Genomic DNA, 22480 nt, shown 5'->3' on the forward strand with positions numbered 1-22480 from the left:
GGCGCCGAGCCGGTGTCAGAAACCTTGCCGGCGCTCCAGCGGGCGCCCCACGGCGAGAATCAGAACGGCGCCCAGCGCCACGGCCAGCGCGGTGTAGACGAGAACGCCGGTCGGGCCGACCCCGTCGATCAAGACGCCGCCGACCAGGGCGCCGCTGGCGATCGCCACCTGAAAAGCCGAGGACAGAAGGGCGCCCGCGCTTTCGGCGAGATCGGGCGCCACGCGGGCGTTCCAGATCGAGATCGAGACGGGAAAGGCGCCGAAGGCGAGGCCCCAGAGTGTGGTGGCCGCGAAGGCGACTGCCGGGTTTGAGCCGCCGAGAACCAGGATCAGCGTGGCGACCGCGATCAGGAACGAGGCGATGGCGACGGCCCAGGCCGGACTGCGCTCGGCGATCTTGCCGCCGCCGATATTGCCGAAGAAGCCGCCGATTCCGAAGGCCAGGAGCGCCATGGACAGGGTCGAGACCTCGAGCCTCGGCACCTCCTCCAGGAAGGGGCGGATGAAGGTGAAGCCGGCGAAATGGCCGGACACGACGATGATGACCGTGGCGAAGCCGATCACCACTGCGCGCCGCGACAGGGCCGCACGGAAGAGCGCAAGGCCCGGCGCGCCCGAGGCGGGCAGCGAGGGAAGTGCCAGGAGTTGGACGAGAAGCGCCAGCGCGCCGAGCCCCGAGGCGGCGAGGAAGGTCGTACGCCAGCCCCAGAGCGCACCCAACGCCGAACCGAGCGGCGCGGCGAAGACGGTCGCCAGCGACACGCCCATGATGATGATCGACATGGCGCGCGGCACCAGGGCGGGCGGCACGAGGCGAAGCGCCAACGCCGTCATCATCGCCCAGAAGCCGCCGAGCGCGAAGCCCAGGACCCCGCGCGCCACGAGCAGCGCTTCCAGGCTGGTGGCCATGGCCGCCAGAATGCTGGAGCCGACTAGCATGGCCATCAGCGCCCAGACGATTGTGCGCCGATCCACCCGGCCGGACGCCAGAACCAGAAGCGGCCCGGCAAAGGCCGCGACCACCGCCGTCGCGGTGATGGCTTGGCCCACCGCGCCGTTGGAAACGCCGAGATCGGCGGCCATGGGCGTGAGAAGGCTGACGGGCAGGAACTCGGCCGTGACCAGACCGAATACGCCGAAGGAGAGCGAGAAGACGGCGGACCAGACGGGGCGCTCGGCCGGCTCCGGCCCGGCGGCGGACAAGTCCATGTCACGTGGGAGGGTTGCGTCGGACATCGTGGGCATTCCCGTTTGTGCAGTGCACGTTGGTCGGCACGCTACGCTCGCCTCCTTGGCGTTTCCATGCTAGATAATCTCTTATGCTTGACCGATCCTCCAAAATCGCTGCATCCGATCCGCTGACCGACATGCTGCGGGGCCTGCGCCTCGACGGCGTGGAGTATGGCCGCTGCCGCCTGTCGGGGGAGTGGAGCTTCCACTACCCCGCGCAGGAGCACGCCCATTTCCACTTCGTGGCGGGCAGCGGATGCTGGCTCCAGGCGCCGGACGGCGAATGGAGCGCGCTGACGGCGGGCGACGCCGTTCTCGTGCCGCGCGGCGCCGCGCACACGCTGGCCAGCCGACCGGGCGTCGAGCCCCGCGCGTTTCCGCGCCGCGAATGCATGGCCATCTGCGAGAGCATGTTCGACTATGCCGAGGGAGAGGCGGAGAGCGAAGGGGTCTGCGTCCTGTTCTGCGGCTCGATGCGCTTCAACCTCGACGCCCTGCATCCGCTGATGAAGATGATGCCCGACCTGATGCGCGCGCGCGAACTCATGGTGAGCGAGCCGGCCATTCCCCATCTTCTGGCGGCGATGGTGTCGGAATGCGCGCTGAATCGCGTGGGCGCGAGCGGCATTCTCGCCCGGCTGGCGGACGTGATGGCCGCGCAGATCATCCGCTCCTGGGTCGAGCACGAGTGCGGGGATTCCAAGGGCTGGATCGCCGCGCTGCGCGATCCGCATCTGGGCACGGTGCTGGCCGCGATCCATGCCGAGCCCGAGCGGGATTGGAGCGTGTCCGATCTCGCGGCCTTGATGGGCACCTCGCGCTCGGGCTTCGCGGCGAAGTTCACCGCGACGGTCGGCATCACCCCGGCCCGCTACGTCGCGGAGGTGCGGATGCATCAGGCCCGCCAATGGCTGGCGCGTGACCGGATGCGCATCGCGGAAGCGGCGCAGCGGCTCGGCTACGATTCCGAGGCCTCTTTCAGCCGCGCCTTCAAGCGCATCATCGGCGCCGCGCCGGGCAAATCCCGCGCGGCCGCCGCGCGGGTCTGAGGCGCGCTCCCTTCGTTTTACCGCTCCGGCTTTCAGTCGGGCCGAACCCTGTCAGCCCCCAGCCGCATCGAAGCGCGTCTGCGCCGATCGAATGGCCGGATGGCTGCGCTCCGCCCAGCGCACCAGTTGCGCGAGCGGGTCGAGAAGGGTGCTGCCCAAGTCCGACAGCCGGTATTCCACGCTGGGCGGCTTGGTGGCGAAGACCTCCCGTTCCACGAACCCGTCGCGCTCCAGACCCCGCAGCGTCTGGGTCAGCATGCGCTTGGAAATGTCGGGCAGAAGGCGCGCGAGGGCGCTGAAGCGGCGTGGGCCGGCCGCCAGCGCAATCAGGATCAGCATCGACCATTTGTCGCCGACCTGATCGAGCACGCTGCGGACCGGGCAATGCGCCGGGTCGAAAAGCTGCGACTGCCAATAGGCGAAACGCTAGGCAAGATCGGTCCGGCCGGCGGGAAGCTCGGTTCCCTCGCTGTTCCCTTGTCTCAAGAAAGTGCCTCCTTTTCATCAGGGTCGGTCTCGATTAGTTCCCTTGTCTCATAACCGAACCCGAAGGGAAACCATCATGGCCGATTCCAACGAACCCACGATCTTCGTCACCGGCGCCACGGGCCAACTCGGCGGCCTGGTGATCGAGGCGCTGCTCGCCAAGGGGCTGGGCGGCCGCCTGGTCGCCGGCGTTCGCTCTACCGAGAGCGAAGCGGCGCAGCGCCTTCAGGGCAAGGGTGTCGAACTGCGGGTCGCCGACTACAGCCGGCCCGAAACGCTGGACGCGGCCTTCGCTGGCGTCGACCGGCTGCTTCTCGTCTCGTCCAGCGAGGTCGGCCAGCGCGTGCCCCAGCATCGCAACGTCATCGAAGCGGCCAAAAAGGCCGGCGTCGCGCTGATCGCCTATACCAGCCTGCTTCACGCCGACACTTCGCCTCTCGGCCTTGCCGACGAGCATCTGCAGACGGAAGAGGCCTTGAAGGCGTCCGGCCTGCCTTTCGCGATCCTACGCAACGGCTGGTACACCGAGAATTACGCGGCCTCGATCGCCCCCGCGCTCGCCCATGGCGTGCTGCTCGGCAGCGCCGGCGAAGGTCGCATCGCCTCGGCCGCGCGCCGCGACTATGCCGAGGCCGCCGCAGCCGTGCTGACGGCCGAGGGGCAGGGCGGCAAGGTCTACGAACTCGCCGGCGACGATGCCTATACGCTGGCCGAGTTCGCGGCCGCCATTGCCAACGCCTCGGGCAAGCCGGTGGCTTACAAGGATCTGCCGGAGGCCGACTACAAGGCCGCGCTCGTGGGCGCCGGCCTGCCGGACGCCTTCGCTGCGCTGCTGGCCGATTCCGACGCCGGCGCCGCCAAGGGCGCGCTGGATGACACGAGCCGCCAGCTCAGCGGGCTGATCGGCCGCCCGACGACGCCTTACCGCACCACGATCGAGGAAACCGTCGCCTCGCTCTGAGCGCGACCCGGAAACGCCGCTCCGTGAACCGCTGTTCGCGGAGCGGCCGCTTCCCCAGTCAGTTCTTCTCCGCTTTGCAGAGCCGTTCGACATCCGCCATATAGGCCTTGAGATCGATCTTCCGCAGCGAGTTCTCGCTCTGGTAGCGCACCGTGCCGAAGATCGGCCGGCGTGCCCAGGGCCTGTCGTGCAGCCCGTAGACCCAGGCGACATTGGTGAAGGAATTGGGGTCTCGCCCGTCGAGGAAATAGCGATTGTTCAGGCGTAGCGTGCGGGCGAAACCTTCCTCCGGCGTCTTCGACCAGTGGAGGATCTTCTTGCCCCAGTACATGCGCAGGTGATTGTGCATGAAGCCGGTCTCGCGCATCTCCGCCATCGCGGCGTTCCAGCCCTCGTCATGGGTGCGCCCCTCTGCCAAGTCCTCCTCAGTATAGACGGGATCGCGCCGGTCGCCGGCCTGTTCGGCCAGGGTCTTGCGCGCCCAGTCCGGCACGGCGTCCTCGTAGCGGTCGTAATGCCGGGTGTAGTGGACATGGTTCATCGCCAGCTCGCGGCGCACCACGAGTTCCTCGATATAGGCGTCCTTGTCCTCCGCCGTGCCGGCCTTCGCCGCGCGAACGGCCAGCGCGATCTCGACCGGTGAGATCTGCCCGAAATGCAGATAGGGGCTCATGTGCGAAGCCGCGCCCGCCTCGGGCTTGCCGCGCCCGGCGCCATATTGGGCGAAGGGGCCGGCGAGATAGGCCTTCAGGCTCTTCCGCGCCTCGCTCTCCCCGCCGCGAAAGCGCTTCACCGGCGGCACCGAGCGGTCCAGCGTCATGCCGGCCAGAACCTTGTCCGGGTCCGATAGGTCGATCGCGCCCTTCCAGTGCATGTCCCCAGCGGCGTGGCTGACCTTGCGATGGGCCAGCGGGTTCAGGAAATCCTCCAGTTGGCGGCGGATCTTGGGGCGCAGGGTGCGGGCGGCGTGCTCGTGCTTGTTCGACGCCACTTCCACGGGCACCACGACATCGCCCTCCACCTGCACGATCCGCGTTTCCACCCCGTTCACGATCTCGCCGTACCAGCGCTTCTGGATCGCGAGATAGCCGCGATCCAGAACCAGGAGCGCGGCGTCCTTGGCGAGGTCGATGGCGATCTCGGCCGGCGAGGCCTTGCGCAGCACGAAGCCGACGCCGCGCTCGGCAAGGCCCCGCGCCGCGTCCGACAGCCCTTGCAGAAGAAAGGCGTAATGCCGCGCATTGGCTTCGGGAAAACCGTTGGACCCGTCGAGCAGGCCGAAGCAGGCGATCACGGGGAGCCCGCGCCGGTTGGCCTCGTCGATCGCCAGTTCCAGCGCCGGATTGAAGCGGGAGCGGTTTGCCTGCTGAAGGAGATAAAGGACATAGCGCCCCTTCGCCTCGGGGTCGCCCTCCTTCAGAACGCGGATGCGGGCGGGCTCGATCGTCATGGGCGTGGAGGTCTCCTGCCGGGGGCGTTCACGTTGTCTCAGTTGCGCACGGCGCCGAAGACCGACCAGTCCGTGCGCCGCGACAGAAGCTCCAGCCCGTGCGTGCCGAGCCAGCTATTGCCCATCGGATCGAGCGCCGGCGACCAGACGCCGATCGAGGCCTTGTGCGGCGCGACCGCCAGAATGCCGCCGCCGACGCCCGACTTGGCCGGCAGGCCGACGCGATAGGCGAAGTCTCCCGACCCGTCATATTGGCCGCAGAGCATCATGATCGACAGGATGCGCCGCGCCCGGCGGGCGGCGGAGAGCCCGCGCCCGCTCGCCTCCTCGCCCGGGTCGTCCTGCATCAGGAAGCGGCCGGCCTTGGCGAGGCTCCGGCAGGTCAGCGTGATCGCGCATTGATGGACATAGGCTTCCATCACGTCCTCGACGGCATGGTTCAGATTGCCGTGATGGCGGGCCATCAGCATCAGCGAGCGGTTGAGATCGCCGCCCGAGCGGTCGCTCTCCATCACCGTCTCGCTGAGCTCCAGCGTCTCGCCCTCGATCAGGCTCTCCACGAAATCCACGACATGGCGGTTCGGCCCCGATCGACCCTTCATTCCGACGAGGACGTCGCAGACGACGAGCGCCCCGGCATTAATGAAGGGATTGCGCGGAATGCCCTTCAGCCGCTCCAGATCGATAATGGAGTTGAACGGATCGCCCGAGGGCTCGCGCCCGAGCCGCTTCCAAAGGTCGTTGTTCAAGGCTTCTAGCGCCAATTCCAGCGCGAAGACCTTGGAGATGGACTGGATGGGAAAGCCGGTCCCGGCATTGCCGGCGGACACGAGATCGCCCTCGCGGGTGAAGACGGCGATGCCGAACCTGTCGAAATCGGCGCGGCGCGGCTCCGGCCGATCCTTGGCCTTGGCCGCCTCCACCGCTTCCTCGTAGAGGCCGGGCGCGGCCTCGCGCACCTTCGCCACCACGTCGTCCAGAATGGCCCTTAATTCGTCCCTGCCTTGAATCTCGTCCGTCGTCATTCCATGCCTTCTCATCCCTCGCTGCGGGAGACGCCTGGGACGGGTGTCAGGTTCCGTTCGAGCTTTCCGCCCCGCTTGCATTCGGGGCGAGGGGAGGCGATGGAAGCCGAGCTTCGAGGGAGAGCCAGGATATGCATCGCAGCGCTGCCCGAGAGTGCCGAAGGGCGGGAACGAGGCTCTTCGCCGCCGCCCTCGCGCTTCTCTCCTTCTTGCCGACGACTGGCGCTCGGGCCGAGCCATCGCCCCCCGCGACGCGCCACCGCGTCGACATCTCAGCCAAGCCGTGGAACGCGGTCGGGCAGGTCAACACCATGGCCTATTCCCGCTGCACCGGCGCCCTGATCGCGCCTCGGCTGGCGGTGACTGCGGCTCATTGCCTGTTCAACCGCGCGAACGGGCGCTTCCTCGCGCCCGGCTCGGTGCATTTCGTGCTGGGCTACGACCGGGGGCGCTACACGTTCCAGACGACGGCGAGCGCGATCCGCATGGACCCGGCGCAGGACGGCACGCGCTCGCTGGCGGCCGCGCCGCGCGATTGGGCGCTTCTGGAACTCGCCGACCCCGCGCCGGAGAGCATCGAGCCCTTGGGCCTGGCCGACGCCCTGCCTCCCGCCGAAAGCCTCCTGACGGCCGGCGGCTTCGGGCGCGACCGCGCCTATGCGCTGACCGTGGCCGACGACTGCCGCGCCCTGGCCGGGGGCGGCAACGCGTTGATCGTGGCGCGCTGCTCGATCGTTCAGGGCTATTCCGGCGGCCCGCTGATCGACGACGCCGGTCGCCTCGCCGGCATTTCCGTCGCGATCGGCAAGACCGAGGCCGGCGAAGTGCTGTTCGGCGTGCCTGTCAGCGCATGGCGCGGACGGCTGGAGCGGTGAGTTCAAGGGCGTTTTCGCGCTCCGAGGCGTCGTCGCTTCGGCTCAACCGGCGCTAGCGACAGGTCCTCAGCTGCGCGGCGTAGCGGCGTTCCATGGCCTGGGCGCGCTTGGCGCCGCGCATGGCTTCGGCGCGCTCGCGCCAGACGCCCCGTCCATAGCCGGCATGGCCAGAATGATAGGCGAGGTAGAGGCGATAGGCGTCGGTCTTGGCGATGCCGAGGCGCCGGTTGCTGTCGGCATGGTACCAAGCGATGAAGCGGATCGCGTCGGCGAAATCGTTGCGGCGGTCGCCATAGCGGCCGGTTCGCTTCTGATATTCCGTCCAGGTGCCGTCCAGCGCCTGCGCATAGCCATAGGCGGTGGAAATCCGCTTGCCCGGAATGAAGCCGAGATACCAGCGGCGCGGCGGGCGGGCGCCGGCTTCGAAGTTCGATTCCGCCTGGATCGTCGCCATCAACACGGACACGGGCACGCCGAACTCGGCCGAGGCGCGCTCGGCGTCGCGTCGCCAATCCGTCAGCAGGCCGCTGCGCTCCTCGAAGATGGCGCAGGTGTTGGCGGTGTTGCGCGGGATCGAGGCGCAGCCGGACAGCAGACCGAGGGCGGCGAGAAGCGGAAGCAGGCGCTTGGCATGATAGCTCATGCCGGGAGGCTAAGGCTGTGTGGGTTTCCGAAACGTTGACCATGGCAAGTCTTCACAGGATCGGCATCGGGAACGGCGGGAGGCGCGCCGCCGGGGTGCTCGGCGCTTCTGGTCCTGAGACACGTTCGGCCGAGCGGCCGATCCCTTGCATTGCGAGCGATTCCCACAAGCCGTCCTTAAGCTTCATCGGCCACCCTTAGGGTTCAGGCGGACGAGGGATGCGCGATGAAGGACCTGTCGAATTACACGCTGACCTTCAGCGACGAGTTCAACACGCGCAGCATCTCGCAGAACGGCGCGGGAACCGTCTGGGCCGACATCCGCCCCGAATGGCGCTTCGACGCCCAGTCCGACATCGGCTTCGGCCGCTCCTCCTTCGTCGATCCCGGCTCGGGCTACGATCCGTTCAAGGTCGAGAACGGCATTCTCACCATCACCGCCGTGCCCGACCGCACGCCCTTCGGCATGCCGGGAAGCTGGGAGTCCGGCCTCATTCACACGCGCGGCTCGTTTCAGCAGACCTACGGCTATTTCGAGATGCGCGCCGACCTGTCGGAGACGAAGGGCGCCTGGGACGCGTTCTGGCTGCTTCCGACCAAGCAGATCAACGAGGGCAAGAACGGCGGCTGGCAGGAGCTCAACGTCGTCGAGCACTACGGCAACAACCCGACAGGGGTCTACAGCTGGCTGCATACGACGGATTACCACGCCGATCGGAGCGCCGAGCTTCAGGTCTACAGCGAGCATGCCAACCAGACGCAGGGCTTACACACCTACGGGATGGACTGGAACAAGGACACGATCAGCTTCTACTACGACGGCCAGCTGATCGGCACCAAGGCGACGCCGAGCGACATGCACGGGCCGATGTTCATTCTCGCCAATCTCGCCGTCGAGGCCAATGCCGATCCGTCCGGCCCGGCGCCGCAGACCCAGATCGACTATATCCGCGCCTATGCCGAAAAGCCGGCCTCCGTGGAGCCGCCCGCCTATCACGAGGGCGCGGTCTACCGGTTCTTCAACAAAGACAACGGCATGCATTTCTTCACGTCGAGCGCGGCCGAGCGCGACGCCGTTATCAAGACTCTGCCGCAATATCGTTTCGAGGGCGAGGCCTTCGACGGGGCGGGGGCCGGCGCGGCCGGCACGATCGACGTGTTCCGCTTCTTCAATAAGACGACGGGCGCGCATTTCTACACGGCCAACGTCGCGGAGCGCGATCAGGTGATCCGCACGCTCGCCAATTTCGACTACGAGGGCGTCGCCTACAAGGCCTATGCGAGCGGCGAGAACGGCGCGCACGAGGAGCTCTATCGCTTCTACAACAAGCAGACCGACGCCCATTTCTACACCGCCAGCGAGGCGGAACGGGACGCCATCATCCACACGCTGCCGAGCTACAGCTATGAAGGCGTCGCCTATTACGTCGACTTCGCCTGACGGCGCGTAGACGTCGCCGCGAAGTTCCGGCGGGAAAGGCGGGCAGCCTTCCCCGATGGCGCACAACTGGGCGCTGCGGATGCCGCGCCATGCCGGGGCCGGGGCGAGGATTGCACCCTTCGGAGGGGCATACACCTGTAACCCGAGGGTGCGAAGCAGCCTGGCGGTCCGCGATGATCATCACCGATCGGATCGTTTCGATAGACGGTTTCAAGCCGATGTGGGGGTCTATGCGAGGCAAGTATGGGTCGGGGTTTCGCATCGCTTTACGGCAAAACCTGCATTCAGCTACCGAAGCAAGCATATGATGTAACGCCGATTTTACCCCGCTCCTCTATCCTATGGAGCAGGCGGGGGTGACCATGATCGTTGCGAAAAGATTTTTTCGGTGGCTGACCCTCCGCTCGGTCGATCCTACCCTCGCGCAAGCGCAATTCGGCGAACTTCAGCGGCAGATTCCACTGCTCTATGCCCTGCTCAGCGCAAGCGCCGTGGCCGTCGCCTATACTCATTTCGGCACGGCGCCGGACTGGATGACGGTGTGGATCCCTTGCCTCCTCGTTTTGGTCAGCGTCGTTCGCATGGTCAAGTGGCTGCGCAAGCCCGCCGTGCCCTTGTCGGGCGAGGAAACGCTTCGCTCGCTGCGGCGGACCACCGTTCTGGGCACGCTCATCGCGCTGGGCTGCATCTGCTGGTCGCTGGGGCTTGGCCGATATGGCACGGACCACCTGCACGCCCATGTCGCCATCTTCGTCGCCATCACGGTGATCGGCTGCATCTTTTGCCTGATGCACCTGCCGCAGGCGGCCATGCTGGTGACGGCGATCGTGACGCTGCCTTATCTCGCCTGCTACGTCTCGCCAAGTGACGCCGTCTACAGCGCCATCGCGCTCAACATCCTGCTCGTCACGCTGGTCATGATCCGCGTCCTGCTCAACACGTTCAACGGCTTCACCAAGCTTATCCGCACCCAGGCCGAAACCGAGCGGCTGAACCGCGAAGTCACCAAGCTCGCCCACACCGACATGCTGACCGGTCTGCCGAACCGGCGGCTATTCTTCGCGCAGGCCGACAGCGACATCGCGCGGTGCCGCGCCGCCGGGCTCGACCTCGCCATCGGCGTCATCGACCTCGACCGCTTCAAAGCCGCCAACGACACGTTCGGCCATCTCCTGGGCGACCAGATTCTGGAGTCCGTCGGCGCCCGTCTGGCCGAGACCTTCGAGGGCAAGGCCATGGTGGCACGCCTTGGGGGCGACGAGTTCGCCTTCGTGGCCGAGGGAGAGGAGGCCGCTGTCCTGGCGCTTGCCGCGCGGGCCTGCGAAGCCTTGTCGAACCCGTTTCGGTTGGGAGAGATCACCGTCTCGATCGGCGCGTCCTGCGGCATCGCCACGACACGCGACGTGCCGGGCACGGCCCGCGCCCTCTATGACGGGGCCGACTATGCGCTCTACATGGCCAAGAACGAGCGGCGCGGCTTCGCCATGCTCTATTCTTCCGAGCATGCCAGCCGCATCCGCTCCGAGCGCGAAGTGGAGGGCGCGCTCCAGACGGCCGATCTCGATGCCGAGATGCAGGTCCATCTCCAGCCGATCAGCAGCCTTGCCGACCGAACCACGATCGCCGTCGAGGCCCTGGCGCGCTGGGACAGCCCGCGCCTGGGCAAGGTGCGGCCGGACGTGTTCATTCCGCTGGCGGAGCGCGCCGGCATCATCCATCGTCTGACGCTGACGCTGCTGGGAAAGGCGCTGGGCTGCCTGGATCACCTGCCACCTGAGGTGAAGCTCTCGTTCAACCTGTCGGCCCACGACATCACCTGCCAGGAAACGGTGCTGGGCATTCTCGCCCTGGTGCGGCGCTCGGGCGTCGAACCCTCTCGGCTCATCATGGAGCTGACGGAAACGGCGGTGGTGCGGGACTTCGACGCGGCTGAGACCTCCATCCGCCTCCTGCGCTCGCTCGGCGTCGGCATCGCGCTGGACGATTTCGGCACCGGCCAGTCGAGCCTGAGCTACCTGCGCCGGCTTCCCATCGACAAGGTGAAGATCGACAAGAGCTTCGTCGCCGGCGCGGGGGACGGGGAGGGGCGCGAACTCCTGTCGGCGGTGGTCGCCTTCTGCAAGTCCATGCATATGCAATGCGTGGCGGAAGGGGTCGAGGACGCGTCCCAGCTCGACTTCCTGGAGGCGATCGGCTGCGACCTCTACCAGGGCTATCTCCTGGCCAAGCCCATGCCGATCGACCAACTCGTCGCCTGGCAGGCCACGCGGCCTCGGCCGGCGAGGCGCAGGGTCTCCCTTTCTCCGCTCGACCGGCGACCCGCGCCCGAATTCCGGGGCGATTGACGAACTTCCTCTGGCACCGCCGGCGCAGGCTGCTTCAAAGGGCCGCCATCCCGCCTCGCGGGAACGAACATCGCGGCGGGGCCGGCATCCCTAGTCGAAAAAGACGGCAAGGCCGCCGGATTTGGGAAAGTTCGACGCTGCGAAAGGAAAGTGAAACGGTAGACTGATGGGGCTCCGGTCCCATCGGCTGGCTTTCCGCCACCGCCTTTTGGGACTTCCACCGCCTCCGGCGGCCAACGACGCGGCTGATCTCCGCGGAAAGGAAGTCATGCCCCGCTTCTCCCGTCGCACGCTGCTTGGCTCCGCTGTCGCCCTCGGCCTCCTGTCGCTGGCCCCGGCCCGGGCGGAGGACCTGTCCTTCACCGTCGCCTACCAGACGGTGGTCGAGCCCTCCAAGGTTCCGCAGGCGGACGGCGCGTACGAGAAGGCCGCAAAGGCCGCGATCGACTGGCGCAAGTTCGATTCCGGCGCGGAGGTGATCGCCGCCGTCGCCTCCGGTGCGGTGGATATCGGCTATGTCGGGTCCAGCCCGCTCGCGGCCGCCGCCAGCCGCGAACTGCCGATCGAAACGATCTTCGTGGTCGGCCTGATCGGCGACTCCGAAGCGCTCGTGGCGCGAGAGGGGTCCGGCATCGCGTCGATCAAGGATCTCGCCGGCAAGAAGGTCGCCGTGCCCTTCGTCTCCACCACGCATTACAGCCTTCTCGCGGCGCTGGCGCATGAAGGCGTCGATCCGAAGAGCGTCGACATCCTCAATCTGCGCCCGCCCGAGATCGCCGCCGCCTGGGCGCGGGGCGACATCGACGCCGCCTATGTCTGGGACCCTGCGCTCGGCCAGATCAAGGACAGCGGCAAGGTCGTGGTGACCTCCGCCACGGTCGCCAACTGGGGCGCGCCGACCTTCGACGCCTGGATCGTCCGCAAGGATTTTGCACAGGCGCATCCCGACGCCGTGCGCGCCTTCGTCGCCACCACGAGCCGGGCCTACGAGACCTACAATGCCAAGCCGGAGGCTTGGGGGCCCGCTTCGCCCGAAGCCGCCAAGATCGCCCGCCTGTCCGGCGCGAAGGTCGAGGACGTGCCCGCGCTTCTGAAGGGCTATGTCCTGCCTGGTCCGGCCGAGCAGGTGTCGGCCGATCTGCTCGGCGGCGGCACGGCGGCGGCGATCGCCAAGACCTCGGCCTTCCTGAAGGCGCAGGGCAAGATCGACGCGGTGCTGGACGATTACGGCCCCTATGTCACCACGCGCTTCTTCGAGCGCTCCCAAGCCGGAAACTAGCGGCCCTTCCATAGAGCGGCACGCTGTCCTCCCCGGCGCGCCCTCATGGGACTGTTCCCGCACGGGGCGGGAGCAGTCCCCCTTTTCATTTTCGCTTCCGGAGGCAAGGCCATGCGCCATCTCTCGATCGAGTCCGTTTCGCTGCGATACGCGCCCGAGGGGCCGCTGATTCTGCGCGATGTCTCGCTGACGGTCGGATCGGGCGAGGTCGTCGTGCTGGTCGGGCGCTCGGGCTGCGGCAAGACTTCGCTGCTGAACATGGCGGCCGGGTTCCAGGCGCCCTCGACCGGGCGGGTTCTGGTGGACGGCGCGCCGGTGACGAAACCGGGCGCGGACCGGGCTGTGGTGTTTCAGGACGACGCGCTGTTTCCCTGGATGAGCGTCGGAGAGAATGTCGCCTTCGCGCTCAAGCTGCGCGGCGTGCCCGCGCACGCGCGGCGACGCGAAGCGGAAGCGCTGCTCCAGCGCATGGACCTTGCGGGTCAGGCCGATCGGCGGATCTGGGAATTGTCGGGCGGCATGCGCCAGCGTGTCGGCTTGGCGCGGGCGCTCGCCGGCAAACCCGACTTCCTCCTGATGGACGAGCCGCTCGGCGCGCTCGACGCCATGACCCGCGAAGCCATGCAGGGGCTGCTCCTTCAGGCGTCGGCCGGCAGTGGCGCGGGCGTCCTGCTCGTCACGCACGGGATCGACGAGGCGCTGGTTCTCGGCACGCGGATCGTCGTTCTGGCGCCGGGGCCGGGCCGCGTTGCCCGCGTGCTAGCGGTGGATTTCGGCGCCCGGCAGCTGGCGGGCGAGCCGCTGCGCGACATTCGCCGCGACCCCCGCTTTGCCGCCGCGCGCGAAGCGCTGGCCGACGCAATCCATGAAAGGGTGGCCGCATGAGCGCTGTCGATCCGTCCGAAGCGCTGCCCGACGTTCTGACCGTGCCAGACCTGCCCGCGACCGATCGGGGCGAGGGCGCCAATCTGGGCAAGAGGGTAAGCGCGGCAAGGCCGCCGTTCGCGCTGCGCGGGGGTTTCCTCAGCCTCGCCACGATCCTTCTCGTGCTCCTGGCCTGGTGGCTGGCGGCGAGCCTGCGCCTCGTGCCGCCGCTCTTCCTGCCCTCGCCGGAGGCTGTGCTGGCCAAGTTCGTGGCGGTTTGGCGCGAGGGCTATGTCGACGCGACGCTGCCGAGCCATCTCCTGGCCAGCGTCGGGCGCGTCTTCGGCGCGCTCGCGGGCGCGGCCGTCGTCGGCGTGCCGATGGGCCTTGCGATCGGCCTCAGCCCCTTCGCGCGCGGCGTCATCGATCCGCTTCTGGAATTCGTGCGTCCGATCCCGCCGCTCGCCTATCTCCCGCTCGTCGTCATCTGGGTGGGCATCGGCGAGGCCTCGAAGCTTCTGGTGATCGGGCTCGCCATGCTGGCGCCGATCGCCATCTCCACCGCCACCGGCGTGCGCGCCGTTTCGCGAGAGCGCGTCAACGCCGCCCGTGCGCTTGGCGCCAGCGGCGGCCAAGTGATCCGTCACGTCGTCCTGCCGAGCGCTCTGCCCGGCATTCTCACCGGCCTTCGCATCGCGCTCGGCGCCGGCTGGTCCACCGTCGTCGCGGCCGAGCTGATCGGCGCGCGCGCCGGCCTCGGCTTCATGATCCAGTCCGCCTCGCAATATCTGGCGACCGACATCGTGGTCATGGGCATTCTGGTGATCGCAGCCGTCGCCTTCGCGCTGGAGGCGACGCTGCGCTGGCTGGAGCGGCGCTTCGTGCCCTGGGCCGGGCGTGTCGGCGGATAGGGGAAGCGCGGGATGACCAACGGGCAGAGCCCCTGGAGCCGGGTCGAGGGCGTAGTCGCCCTGGTGGACGGCCTAGCTGCGACCGACTTCTGGTGGGCACGGCTGCGGCGCGAGGCGGAGGCGGTTCTGGGCAAGGAGCCGGCCCTGGCCTCGCTGGTCCTGTCCACCATTCTCGGCCAGTCTTCGCTGGAAGGGGCGCTGATGCAGCGCCTGGCGAGCCGCATCGCGGGAACGCTGCCGATTGATCTTCTGCGCGTCATCTTTCTGGAAACCGCCGAAGAGAGCGCCGAGATCGGCCGCGCGCTGCGGCTCGACCTCGCGGCGCTGGTCGACCGCGACCCCGCGACCGCCAGCGCGCTCGACGCGCTCCTTTATTTCAAGGGCTTCCACGCCGTGCAGACGCATCGCATCGCCCATCGGCTCTGGCTGAAGGGTCGCCGCGACCTCGCGCTCTATCTGGCGGATCGATCGGCCGAAATGTTTCAGGTCGAGATCCATCCCGCCGTTCGCATCGGCGGGGGCATGTTCCTTGATCACGCGACGGGCGTCTCGATCGGCGAAACGGCGGAGATCGGCGACAATGTCTCCATGCTGCAGGGCGTCGTCCTCGGCGCCTCGGAGGCGCCGGGCGAGACGGTGGACGGGCGGCGCCATCCTCGCGTCGGGCACGGCGTGCTGATCGGCGCCGGCGCCAAACTGCTCGGGCCGATCGCGATCGGGCATTGCTCGCGCATCGGCGCGGGCTCGGTGGTCACCCAGTCCGTGCCCGCCAACACGACGGTCGCCGGTGTCCCGGCGCGCATTGTCGGCACGGCGGGCTGCGCCGAACCCTCAAAGACCATGGACCAGATGGTCTTCGACGTCGGCCTCTAGCTGCCGCTTTCGAGGCTTCGCCCCGGCTGGACATGAGGCCGGTCCGCCCGATCTTTCCACGCGTGCCTTCGCCCCGTCATGGAGCCATCGATGTCACCTCCCAAGCAGTTGAAGCTCGGGGCCTTCATGCGCCCGGTCAGCATCCATGCCGGCGCGTGGCGCTATCCCGGGGCGTGGCGCGACGCCAATTTCAACTTTCAGCGGCTGCACTATCTCGCCCGGCGGCTGGAAAGCGCCTGTTTCGACGCCTTCTTCATGGCCGACCATCTCGCCGTTCTCAATATCGGGCGCGAGGCGCTGCGGCGCTCGCACACGGTGACCTCGTTCGAGCCCTTCACGCTCCTGTCGGCGCTGGCGAGCGTGACCAGCCGCATCGGCCTCGTCGCCACCGCGTCCACGAGTTTCGACGAGCCCTTCCACGTCGCCCGCCGCTTCGCCTCGCTCGACCATCTGAGCGGCGGCCGGGCGGGCTGGAACATCGTGACGACCTCGAACCCGGACGCTGCCCTCAATTTCGGTCTTGAGGAGCATCTCGACCATGCCAGCCGCTACCGAAGGGCACGCGAGTTCTTCGATGTGGTGACGGGCCTGTGGGACTCGTTTGCCGACGACGCCTTCCCGCGCGAGGCGGCGATCGGCACCTATCTCGACCCGGAGCGGATGCATGTGCTCGCGCACAAGGGTGAGTTCTTTCAGGTGCGCGGGCCGCTCAACATCGCGCGGCCGGTGCAGGGCTGGCCGGTGATCGTGCAGGCGGGCGCCTCCGAGCCCGGCCGGCAGCTGGCCGCCGAGACGGCCGAACTCGTCTTCGCCGCGCCGACCCGGCTGGAGGACGGACGTGAGTTTTACGCCGACGTGAAGGGGCGCATGGCGCGGATCGGCCGCGACCCCGACCATCTGAAGATCCTGCCCGGCGCCTTCGTGGTGGTGGGCGAGAGCGACGCGGAGGCGCTAGAGAAGCGCGAGCGGCTCGACGCGCTGGTGGATTACGAAAGCGCCATCGACGCGCTTTCCAGCCAGCTTGGCACCGACGCGCGCCGTTTCGACCCCGACGGGCCGCTGCCCGCCATTCCCGACACCAACGCCTCCAAGAGCGGGCGCGAGCGGGTGGTCGAGATGGCGGCGCGCGAAAACCTCACCGTGCGCCAGCTGGCCCGCCGGCTCGGCGGCTATGGTGGCCTGTCCTTCGTCGGCACGCCGGGGACGATCGCCGACGCCATGCAGGAATGGCTGGAGACGGGCGGCTCGGACGGGTTCAACGTCATGTTCCCCTACCTGCCGGAAGGGCTCGACGACTTCGTCGACAAGGTCGTGCCGGAATTGCAGCGGCGCGACATCTTCCGCCGCGCCTACGAGGGGGCCACCTTACGCGAAAATCTCGGCCTGCCACGGCCGCCGAACCGGTTCTTTCCCGGCTGACCCCGCAAGCGTTTCGGACCCTAGCCATGTCGCATTCCGCCCCGACCCAGAACCAGACTCACGCCCCGAGCGAACCGGAGTTCGATCGCCTTTCCCCACCCTTCCGCTCGGTGCTCGATCTCATCGGGCAGACGCCGATGGTGGAGCTCACCCGGTTCGACACCGGCCCTTGCCGCCTGTTCCTGAAGCTGGAAAGCCAGAACCCGGGCGGTTCGATCAAGGACCGGATCGCCCGCTCGATGATTCTCGACGCCGAGGCGCGCGGCCTGCTTCGCCCCGGCGGCACGATCGTGGAAGCCACCGCCGGCAACACGGGCCTCGGTCTGGCTCAGGTCGGCGTGCCCAAGGGCTACCGCATCGTGCTGGTGGTTCCCGACAAGATGTCGCGCGAGAAGGTGCAGCATCTCCGGGCGCTCGGCGCCGAGGTGCATCTCACCCGCTCCAATGTCGGCAAGGGGCACCCCGAATATTATCAGGACATGGCCGAGCGCATCGCGCGCGAGACGCCCGGCGCCTTCTACGCCAACCAGTTCCAGAACCCCGCCAATCCCAGCGCCCATGAGCGCACGACGGGGCCCGAGATCTGGCGCCAGCTGGAGGGGGACGTGGACGCCGTGGTGGTCGGCGTTGGCTCGGGCGGCACGCTGACCGGGCTCGGCCGCTTCTTCTCGCGCGTTTCGCCCAAGACGGAGATGGTACTGGCCGACCCCGCCGGCTCCGTGCTCGCGCCGCTGGTGCGCACCGGGCACATGGAGGAGGTCGGAAGCTGGACGGTGGAGGGGATCGGCGAGGATTTCGTGCCCGACAATGCCGATCTCTCGCTGGTCTCCAAGGCCTATAGCGTGACCGACCGGCAGAGCATGTCGGCGGTGCGCGCCCTCCTGGCCAAAGAGGGCATTCTGGGCGGCTCGTCCACGGGCACGCTGCTGGCGGCGGCGCTGCGCTATTGCCGCGAGCAGGACCGGCCGAAGCGCGTGGTCAGCTTCGTCTGCGATTCCGGCAACAAATATCTCTCCAAGGTCTTCGACGATGTCTGGCTGGCCGAGCAGGGGCTGACCGAGCGCGAGCACCATGGAAACTTGAGCGATCTCGTGGCGCGGCTGCACCTGCGGGGTGAGACGGTCTTCGTCTCGCCCGCCGACAGCCTGCTTGACGCCTATGGGCGGATGCGCCGGGCCGATGTCTCGCAGCTACCGGTTCTCGACGAGGGGCGGCTCGTCGGCATCATCGACGAGGGCGATATTCTCGCCCGCGTCGAAGGGCCGGTGGAGGGGCGGTGGGACCGCTTCAACTCGGCCGTGCGCGGCGCCATGACCGCCGATGTCCACACACTGCAGGCGACGCAGACGCTGGACGCGCTGCTGCCCGTCTTCGACCGGAACGAGGTTGCCATCATCATGGACGGCGAAAGCTTCGTCGGCCTCGTGACCCGGATCGATCTCATCAACCACCTGAGGCATGCCCCATGAGCCAAAGCCGCAACCGCCCCGCCTTCGCCACCCGCACGATCCATGGCGGGCAGCAGCACGACCCGGCCACGGGGGCGGTGATGGTGCCGATCTACGCCACCTCGACCTATGCGCAGGAAAGCCCCGGCGTCCACAAGGGCTTCGAATACGCCCGCTCGCAGAACCCGACGCGCTTCGCCTTCGAGCGCGCGGTGGCCGATCTCGAAAGCGGCAGCGCGGCCTTCGCCTTCGCATCAGGGCTGGCGGCCATCGCGACGGTGCTGGAGCTTCTCGATTCCGGCGCGCATATCGTGGCGACCGACGACATCTACGGCGGCACCTTCCGCCTGCTGGAGCGGGTGCGCAAACGCTCGGCCGGGCTCGAGGTGACCTTTGCCGACTTCACCGACCCGAAGGCCGTGGAAGCGGCGATCCGACCCGAAACGCGGCTTCTCTGGATCGAGACGCCGACCAATCCGCTGCTGCGCATCGTGGATCTGGAGGCGATCGCGGAGATCGGCCGCCGGCGCGGCCTCATCACCGTCGCCGACAACACGTTCTGCAGCCCGGCGCTTCAGCGACCGCTGGAACTCGGCATCGACATCGTGGTCCATTCCACCACGAAATATCTGAACGGCCATTCCGACATGGTGGGCGGCTGCGCGGTGGTGGGCGAGAACCGCGATCTGGCCGACCGGCTGAAGTTCCTTCAGAACGCCATTGGCGCGATCTCCGGCCCGTTCGACAGTTTCCTGGCGCTGCGCGGCATCAAGACCCTGGCGCTGCGCATGGAGCGCCATTCCCAGAACGGGCAGCGCGTCGCCGAATGGCTGGAAGCGCGCGCCGATGTCCGCCGCGTGCTCTATCCCGGGCTCGCCAGCCATCCCCAGCACGAGGTCGCGCGGCGCCAGATGGCGGGCTTTGGCGGCATGATCTCGGTGGAACTCGACCGCGATCTCGCCGGCACCAAGCGCTTTCTGGAGCGCACGCGCCTTTTCACCCTGGCCGAAAGTCTTGGCGGCGTCGAAAGCCTGATCGAGCATCCCGCCACCATGACCCATGGCAGCATCCCGGCTGAGCAGCGCGCCGCGATCGGCATCTCGGATTCGCTCGTGCGCCTGTCGGTCGGCATCGAGGACGCGGACGACCTGATCGCCGATCTGGAGGGGGCGCTGTCCGCCTGAGGCTTTTCGGCCGAGGCAGAGCCGTCATGTCGGCTCTGCCGCCGGTCGAACTGGGGTTTCGGCCGCTGCGCCAAAGCTGCTATGGCACGGGCGTGACCGAGATCCTTTCCCCCCTTTCGCCGCGAGCCGCCGTCTATGGCGCGCCGCCCGCCGACCTCGTGGACGTGCCGGACGGCGCCTTGCAGCTTTCGCCGTTGCGGCCCGGCGGCGGCGCCTTCGAGGCCCTGGCCGACGGCGCGCTGGACGCGCTGACGGTTGCGGCGCCGCCCGGCTCGATCGAGCGCCGCTATGTCCTGGCCCAGGCGCTGCGCACGCTCGCGCCCGGCGGCGCGCTCACCGTGCTCGCGCCCAAGGACAAGGGCGGCCAGCGCCTTCGCGCCGAGCTGGAAACATTCGGCTGCGAGGTGGCCGAGCGCTCCAAGGCGCGCCAGCGCATCTGCGGTACGCAGAAGCCCGCCGAGCCGAAGGGGCTGGCGGAAGCCATCGCGGAAGGCTCGCCCAGCTTCGTCGAGGCGATCGAACTCCATTCGCAGCCCGGCATCTTCTCGTGGAACCGCATCGACCCCGGCTCGGCGCTGCTTCTGCGCCATCTGCCGCCGCTCGCCGGGCGGGGCGCCGATCTCGGCGCGGGGCTCGGAATCCTGTCCAAGGCCGTGCTCGCCTCGCCCAAGATCGAGGCCTTGACGCTGGTCGAGATCGATCGTCGCGCCGTGGAGGCGGCGAGGCTCAACGTCGCCGACCCGCGCGCCGCCGTGCTCTGGGTCGACGCGCGCGAAACGGGCCTCGGCGATCTCGACTTCGTGGTCTCGAACCCGCCCTTCCATGCCGAGGGGATCGAGGATCGCGGCCTCGGCCAAGCCTTCATCACGGCCGCCGCCCGCATGCTGCGCCGCTCCGGCACGCTGCTTCTCGTCGCCAACCGGCACATGCCCTACGAGGACGTGCTGCGAACGAGTTTCCGCAGCGTCGAGACGCGGGTGGAAGAGGCCGGCTACAAGATCTTCGAAGCGCGCAAATGACCAAGACCCCGACCTCCCGCCTCGACAAGCTGCTGGCCAACATGGGCTATGCCTCGCGCCGCGAGATCCAGCTTCTGGCCAAGAACGGCCGCATCCTCATGGACGGCGCGCCGCTGGCGAGGGCCGACGAGCGCATCGCGCTCACGCCTGATCTCGAAACCCGGCTTCGGGTGGACGGCGAGGCGCTGGACCCGCTGCCGGGCTTCATTCTGATGGTGAACAAGCCGCTCGGCGTCACCTGCTCCCATAAGGAAGCGGGGCCGCTGGTCTACGATCTCCTGCCGTCGCGCTGGCGGCGGCGCGATCCCGCCATCTCGACGGTGGGCCGGCTCGACAAGGAAACCTCGGGCCTTCTTCTGATGACCGACGACGGCGCGCTGCTCCATCGCATCATCTCGCCGAGCCGGCATGTCGCCAAGCGCTACCGCGCCCATCTCGCCCGGCCGCTCGCCGGCGGCGAGGCGGCGCTCTTCGCCTCCGGCACGATGATGCTGGAAGGCGAGACCAAGCCGCTCGCCCCTGCCGAGCTGGACGTGGTGGGCGAGCGGGAAGCCGTCCTGCAGGTCCACGAAGGGCGCTATCATCAGGTGCGTCGCATGTTCGCGGCGACCGGCAACCATGTCGAGGCGCTGCACCGCGAGTCGGTCGGCGGCCTCGCGCTGCCGGTCGATCTGGAGGCCGGGGGCGTCCGCCGCCTTGGCGAGGCGGAGATCGCCGCCATCTTCGCCGGCTCCTGACAGGGAGCGTCAGACTCGGCTGGGCGCCTCGGGCTCGCCCAGCGACAGCATGAGCCGGTTGGCCCAGTTGAAGAAGGCGCAGGCGAAAACGAGGTCGACGATCTCGTCGTCCGCCAGGCCCGCCGCGCGCAGCTTGGCGATCTCGGCCTCGCCGAAGCGCGTCGGCGTTTCGGTCAGCCGGGCGGCCGCTTCCACCACTGCGTCCCATCGCGGGTCCAGCCGAGCACCCGTGCCGTCCTTCAGGAGGCGATCCACATCCGCCTGGCGCTTGGAATGGCGCGTGGCGAAGCGGGCGTGAACCGAGGCGCAGTAGATGCAGCCGTTGACGCGGGAAACGGCCGTTGCCGCCAGCTCGCGCTCGGCGCGGGGCAGTCCGCCTTCACTGTTGTAGAAGATGTCCTTGTCGGTGCGGGTGCGCGCGCCCAGCACCTCCGGGTCTCGCGCCAGGAGGCGGAAATAGGCCGACTGCGCGCGGCTGCGTTCCGTCAGGCCCTCGTAATGGCGCTCGGTCAGCTCCTCCACGGCGAGCGGCGCCAGCGCCGGCAGCCAGCCCAACTCCTCCTGCGTGAAGGCGTTGGGCTCCCGGTTCTCGGGATGATGCAGGAGATCGGCGGCGGGCGAGGGGCGAAGCGGGGCGTTCATGCGGCGTCTCCGGCGCGGGCCAGCGTGCGCAGGCCGATCGCCGCGCGGATCTGGAAGGCGAGAAAGGATACGAGCTGCGAAAGGGTGACGATCGCGTCCGGCGTCCAGCCGGCCGAGAGCAGGCGGCCCAAGTCTTCCGCCTTGGCGTCGCGCGGGTGGAAGACGAGGAGATGGGCGTGTTCCAGCCCGGCGGCCAGCCGCTCGCCCAGACCAGCGATGGCTGCCGCGTCCGCGCGATAATGAAGCCCGGCGCGGTCCTCGGCGCTGAGAGGGCCGGGCGGATAGGCGCCATAGGGGCCGCTCGTGCCGGCGCGCTCGGCCTCGCGCTCGATCGCATCCGCCCGGCCGCCGTCGCCCAGGAGCGCGCGGTAATGGGCGGTGACGGCGTCGTCGCCGTGCAGCGCGGCGACGAAGGCCGCGACGGCGCGCCGGTCGCCCGCCTCGAAATCGCCGGGCTCCTTCGGGTCGAGAAGCAGCGCGTAGCTCGCCTGGGCATTCTCTCGCGCCACCGCGCGGCGGCTGCGGATGGCGTCGAGCGCCGAGCCGGGCGCGATGCCGGCCAGTTCGTCGATCAGGTCCCGCCTTTGGTCGGTCATGGGG

At 68.5% G+C, this 22480-nt stretch carries 20 protein-coding genes and 1 pseudogene; 14 read left to right on the forward strand and 7 right to left on the reverse strand.

The features are described from left to right. Positions 1-15: 15 nt before the first annotated feature. Positions 16-1236: an MFS transporter gene (locus tag M673_RS06880; RefSeq protein ID WP_082639622.1), complete on the reverse strand. Its 1221-nt coding sequence runs from the start codon at positions 1234-1236 to the stop codon at positions 16-18. 83 nt (positions 1237-1319) lie between these two features. Here M673_RS06880 and M673_RS06885 point away from each other — a divergent pair, with 83 nt between their 5' ends. Further along, on the forward strand, positions 1320-2279 hold the full coding sequence (locus M673_RS06885) for an AraC family transcriptional regulator (protein ID WP_061974756.1): 960 nt from the start codon (positions 1320-1322) through the stop codon (positions 2277-2279). A gap of 51 nt (positions 2280-2330) precedes the next feature. Here M673_RS06885 and M673_RS06890 read toward each other — a convergent pair. Next, positions 2331-2765, reverse strand: a pseudogene (locus tag M673_RS06890) (winged helix-turn-helix transcriptional regulator). A gap of 76 nt (positions 2766-2841) precedes the next feature. Here M673_RS06890 and M673_RS06895 point away from each other — a divergent pair. Then, entirely contained in the window at positions 2842-3726 is an 885-nt protein-coding gene (locus M673_RS06895; protein WP_061974758.1) for an SDR family oxidoreductase, read from the forward strand. A gap of 58 nt (positions 3727-3784) precedes the next feature. Here M673_RS06895 and M673_RS06900 read toward each other — a convergent pair whose 3' ends face one another. Continuing rightward, positions 3785-5176, reverse strand: coding sequence for a deoxyribodipyrimidine photo-lyase (locus M673_RS06900; protein ID WP_061974760.1), 1392 nt, complete (start codon positions 5174-5176; stop codon positions 3785-3787). Between the two features lie 38 nt (positions 5177-5214). Then, on the reverse strand, positions 5215-6201 hold the full coding sequence (gene glsA / locus M673_RS06905; protein ID WP_148639990.1) for a glutaminase A: 987 nt from the start codon (positions 6199-6201) through the stop codon (positions 5215-5217). Positions 6202-6332: 131 nt separating this feature from the next. On the opposite strand from glsA, the gene M673_RS06910 reads away from it, so the two are divergent. Next, complete coding sequence (locus M673_RS06910; protein WP_061974764.1) at positions 6333-7076, forward strand: trypsin-like serine peptidase; 744 nt, start codon at positions 6333-6335, stop codon at positions 7074-7076. Positions 7077-7128: 52 nt separating this feature from the next. On the opposite strand, the gene M673_RS06915 is transcribed toward M673_RS06910, so the two are convergent. After that, positions 7129-7719: a transglycosylase SLT domain-containing protein gene (locus tag M673_RS06915; RefSeq protein WP_061974766.1), complete on the reverse strand. Its 591-nt coding sequence runs from the start codon at positions 7717-7719 to the stop codon at positions 7129-7131. Positions 7720-7944: 225 nt separating this feature from the next. Here M673_RS06915 and M673_RS06920 point away from each other — a divergent pair, with 225 nt between their 5' ends. From M673_RS06920 to M673_RS06970, 11 genes are all read left to right on the forward strand, one after another. Then, on the forward strand, positions 7945-9159 hold the full coding sequence (locus M673_RS06920; protein ID WP_061974768.1) for a family 16 glycosylhydrolase: 1215 nt from the start codon (positions 7945-7947) through the stop codon (positions 9157-9159). A 491-nt stretch (positions 9160-9650) separates the two neighbouring features. Continuing rightward, on the forward strand, positions 9651-11504 hold the full coding sequence (locus tag M673_RS06925; protein ID WP_187301306.1) for a putative bifunctional diguanylate cyclase/phosphodiesterase: 1854 nt from the start codon (positions 9651-9653) through the stop codon (positions 11502-11504). A 268-nt stretch (positions 11505-11772) separates the two neighbouring features. Beyond that, positions 11773-12783 (forward strand): taurine ABC transporter substrate-binding protein, encoded by a 1011-nt coding sequence (gene tauA / locus M673_RS06930; protein WP_061974772.1) that lies wholly within the window; start codon positions 11773-11775, stop codon positions 12781-12783. A 111-nt stretch (positions 12784-12894) separates the two neighbouring features. Continuing rightward, positions 12895-13668 (forward strand): taurine ABC transporter ATP-binding protein, encoded by a 774-nt coding sequence (locus tag M673_RS06935; protein WP_061974774.1) that lies wholly within the window; start codon positions 12895-12897, stop codon positions 13666-13668. Continuing rightward, on the forward strand, positions 13665-14558 hold the full coding sequence (locus M673_RS06940) for an ABC transporter permease subunit (protein ID WP_082639213.1): 894 nt from the start codon (positions 13665-13667) through the stop codon (positions 14556-14558). Before M673_RS06935 ends, M673_RS06940 begins: the two co-directional genes overlap by 4 nt. Before the next feature lie 12 nt (positions 14559-14570). Next, a complete protein-coding gene (gene epsC / locus M673_RS06945) occupies positions 14571-15431 on the forward strand; it encodes a serine O-acetyltransferase EpsC (protein ID WP_061974776.1) in 861 nt (286 codons plus the stop codon). Positions 15432-15521: 90 nt separating this feature from the next. After that, on the forward strand, positions 15522-16850 hold the full coding sequence (locus M673_RS06950; RefSeq protein WP_061974778.1) for an LLM class flavin-dependent oxidoreductase: 1329 nt from the start codon (positions 15522-15524) through the stop codon (positions 16848-16850). Positions 16851-16876: 26 nt separating this feature from the next. Next, a complete protein-coding gene (locus M673_RS06955; protein WP_061974779.1) occupies positions 16877-18319 on the forward strand; it encodes a pyridoxal-phosphate dependent enzyme in 1443 nt (480 codons plus the stop codon). Further along, on the forward strand, positions 18316-19482 hold the full coding sequence (locus M673_RS06960) for a cystathionine gamma-synthase (protein WP_061974781.1): 1167 nt from the start codon (positions 18316-18318) through the stop codon (positions 19480-19482). Before M673_RS06955 ends, M673_RS06960 begins: the two co-directional genes overlap by 4 nt. A gap of 26 nt (positions 19483-19508) precedes the next feature. Continuing rightward, complete coding sequence (locus M673_RS06965; protein WP_082639215.1) at positions 19509-20501, forward strand: class I SAM-dependent methyltransferase; 993 nt, start codon at positions 19509-19511, stop codon at positions 20499-20501. Then, a complete protein-coding gene (locus M673_RS06970; protein WP_061974783.1) occupies positions 20498-21238 on the forward strand; it encodes a pseudouridine synthase in 741 nt (246 codons plus the stop codon). Before M673_RS06965 ends, M673_RS06970 begins: the two co-directional genes overlap by 4 nt. Before the next feature lie 9 nt (positions 21239-21247). Here M673_RS06970 and M673_RS06975 read toward each other — a convergent pair whose 3' ends face one another. Both M673_RS06975 and M673_RS06980 read right to left on the reverse strand, forming a co-directional pair. Further along, positions 21248-21880: an alkylhydroperoxidase domain protein gene (locus M673_RS06975; RefSeq protein ID WP_061974785.1), complete on the reverse strand. Its 633-nt coding sequence runs from the start codon at positions 21878-21880 to the stop codon at positions 21248-21250. Next, entirely contained in the window at positions 21877-22476 is a 600-nt protein-coding gene (locus M673_RS06980; RefSeq protein ID WP_061974787.1) for a CMD domain protein, read from the reverse strand. Before M673_RS06980 ends, M673_RS06975 begins: the two co-directional genes overlap by 4 nt. Between the last annotated feature and the right edge of the window lie 4 nt (positions 22477-22480).

This window comes from Aureimonas sp. AU20, from assembly GCF_001442755.1.
Taxonomy (GTDB): domain Bacteria; phylum Pseudomonadota; class Alphaproteobacteria; order Rhizobiales; family Rhizobiaceae; genus Aureimonas.

Bases quoted from the DNA above. Each gene is read 5' to 3' on its own strand.
- M673_RS06880 (WP_082639622.1), bottom strand. From the start codon at position 1,236: ATGTCCGACGCAACCCTCCCACGTGACATGGACTTGTCCGCCGCCGGG.
- M673_RS06885 (WP_061974756.1), top strand. From the start codon at position 1,320: ATGCTTGACCGATCCTCCAAAATCGCTGCATCCGATCCGCTGACCGAC.
- M673_RS06895 (WP_061974758.1), top strand. From the start codon at position 2,842: ATGGCCGATTCCAACGAACCCACGATCTTCGTCACCGGCGCCACGGGC.
- M673_RS06900 (WP_061974760.1), bottom strand. From the start codon at position 5,176: ATGACGATCGAGCCCGCCCGCATCCGCGTTCTGAAGGAGGGCGACCCC.
- glsA (WP_148639990.1), bottom strand. From the start codon at position 6,201: ATGACGACGGACGAGATTCAAGGCAGGGACGAATTAAGGGCCATTCTG.
- M673_RS06910 (WP_061974764.1), top strand. From the start codon at position 6,333: ATGCATCGCAGCGCTGCCCGAGAGTGCCGAAGGGCGGGAACGAGGCTC.
- M673_RS06915 (WP_061974766.1), bottom strand. From the start codon at position 7,719: ATGAGCTATCATGCCAAGCGCCTGCTTCCGCTTCTCGCCGCCCTCGGT.
- M673_RS06920 (WP_061974768.1), top strand. From the start codon at position 7,945: ATGAAGGACCTGTCGAATTACACGCTGACCTTCAGCGACGAGTTCAAC.
- tauA (WP_061974772.1), top strand. From the start codon at position 11,773: ATGCCCCGCTTCTCCCGTCGCACGCTGCTTGGCTCCGCTGTCGCCCTC.
- M673_RS06935 (WP_061974774.1), top strand. From the start codon at position 12,895: ATGCGCCATCTCTCGATCGAGTCCGTTTCGCTGCGATACGCGCCCGAG.
- M673_RS06940 (WP_082639213.1), top strand. From the start codon at position 13,665: ATGAGCGCTGTCGATCCGTCCGAAGCGCTGCCCGACGTTCTGACCGTG.
- epsC (WP_061974776.1), top strand. From the start codon at position 14,571: ATGACCAACGGGCAGAGCCCCTGGAGCCGGGTCGAGGGCGTAGTCGCC.
- M673_RS06950 (WP_061974778.1), top strand. From the start codon at position 15,522: ATGTCACCTCCCAAGCAGTTGAAGCTCGGGGCCTTCATGCGCCCGGTC.
- M673_RS06955 (WP_061974779.1), top strand. From the start codon at position 16,877: ATGTCGCATTCCGCCCCGACCCAGAACCAGACTCACGCCCCGAGCGAA.
- M673_RS06960 (WP_061974781.1), top strand. From the start codon at position 18,316: ATGAGCCAAAGCCGCAACCGCCCCGCCTTCGCCACCCGCACGATCCAT.
- M673_RS06965 (WP_082639215.1), top strand. From the start codon at position 19,509: ATGTCGGCTCTGCCGCCGGTCGAACTGGGGTTTCGGCCGCTGCGCCAA.
- M673_RS06970 (WP_061974783.1), top strand. From the start codon at position 20,498: ATGACCAAGACCCCGACCTCCCGCCTCGACAAGCTGCTGGCCAACATG.
- M673_RS06975 (WP_061974785.1), bottom strand. From the start codon at position 21,880: ATGAACGCCCCGCTTCGCCCCTCGCCCGCCGCCGATCTCCTGCATCAT.
- M673_RS06980 (WP_061974787.1), bottom strand. From the start codon at position 22,476: ATGACCGACCAAAGGCGGGACCTGATCGACGAACTGGCCGGCATCGCG.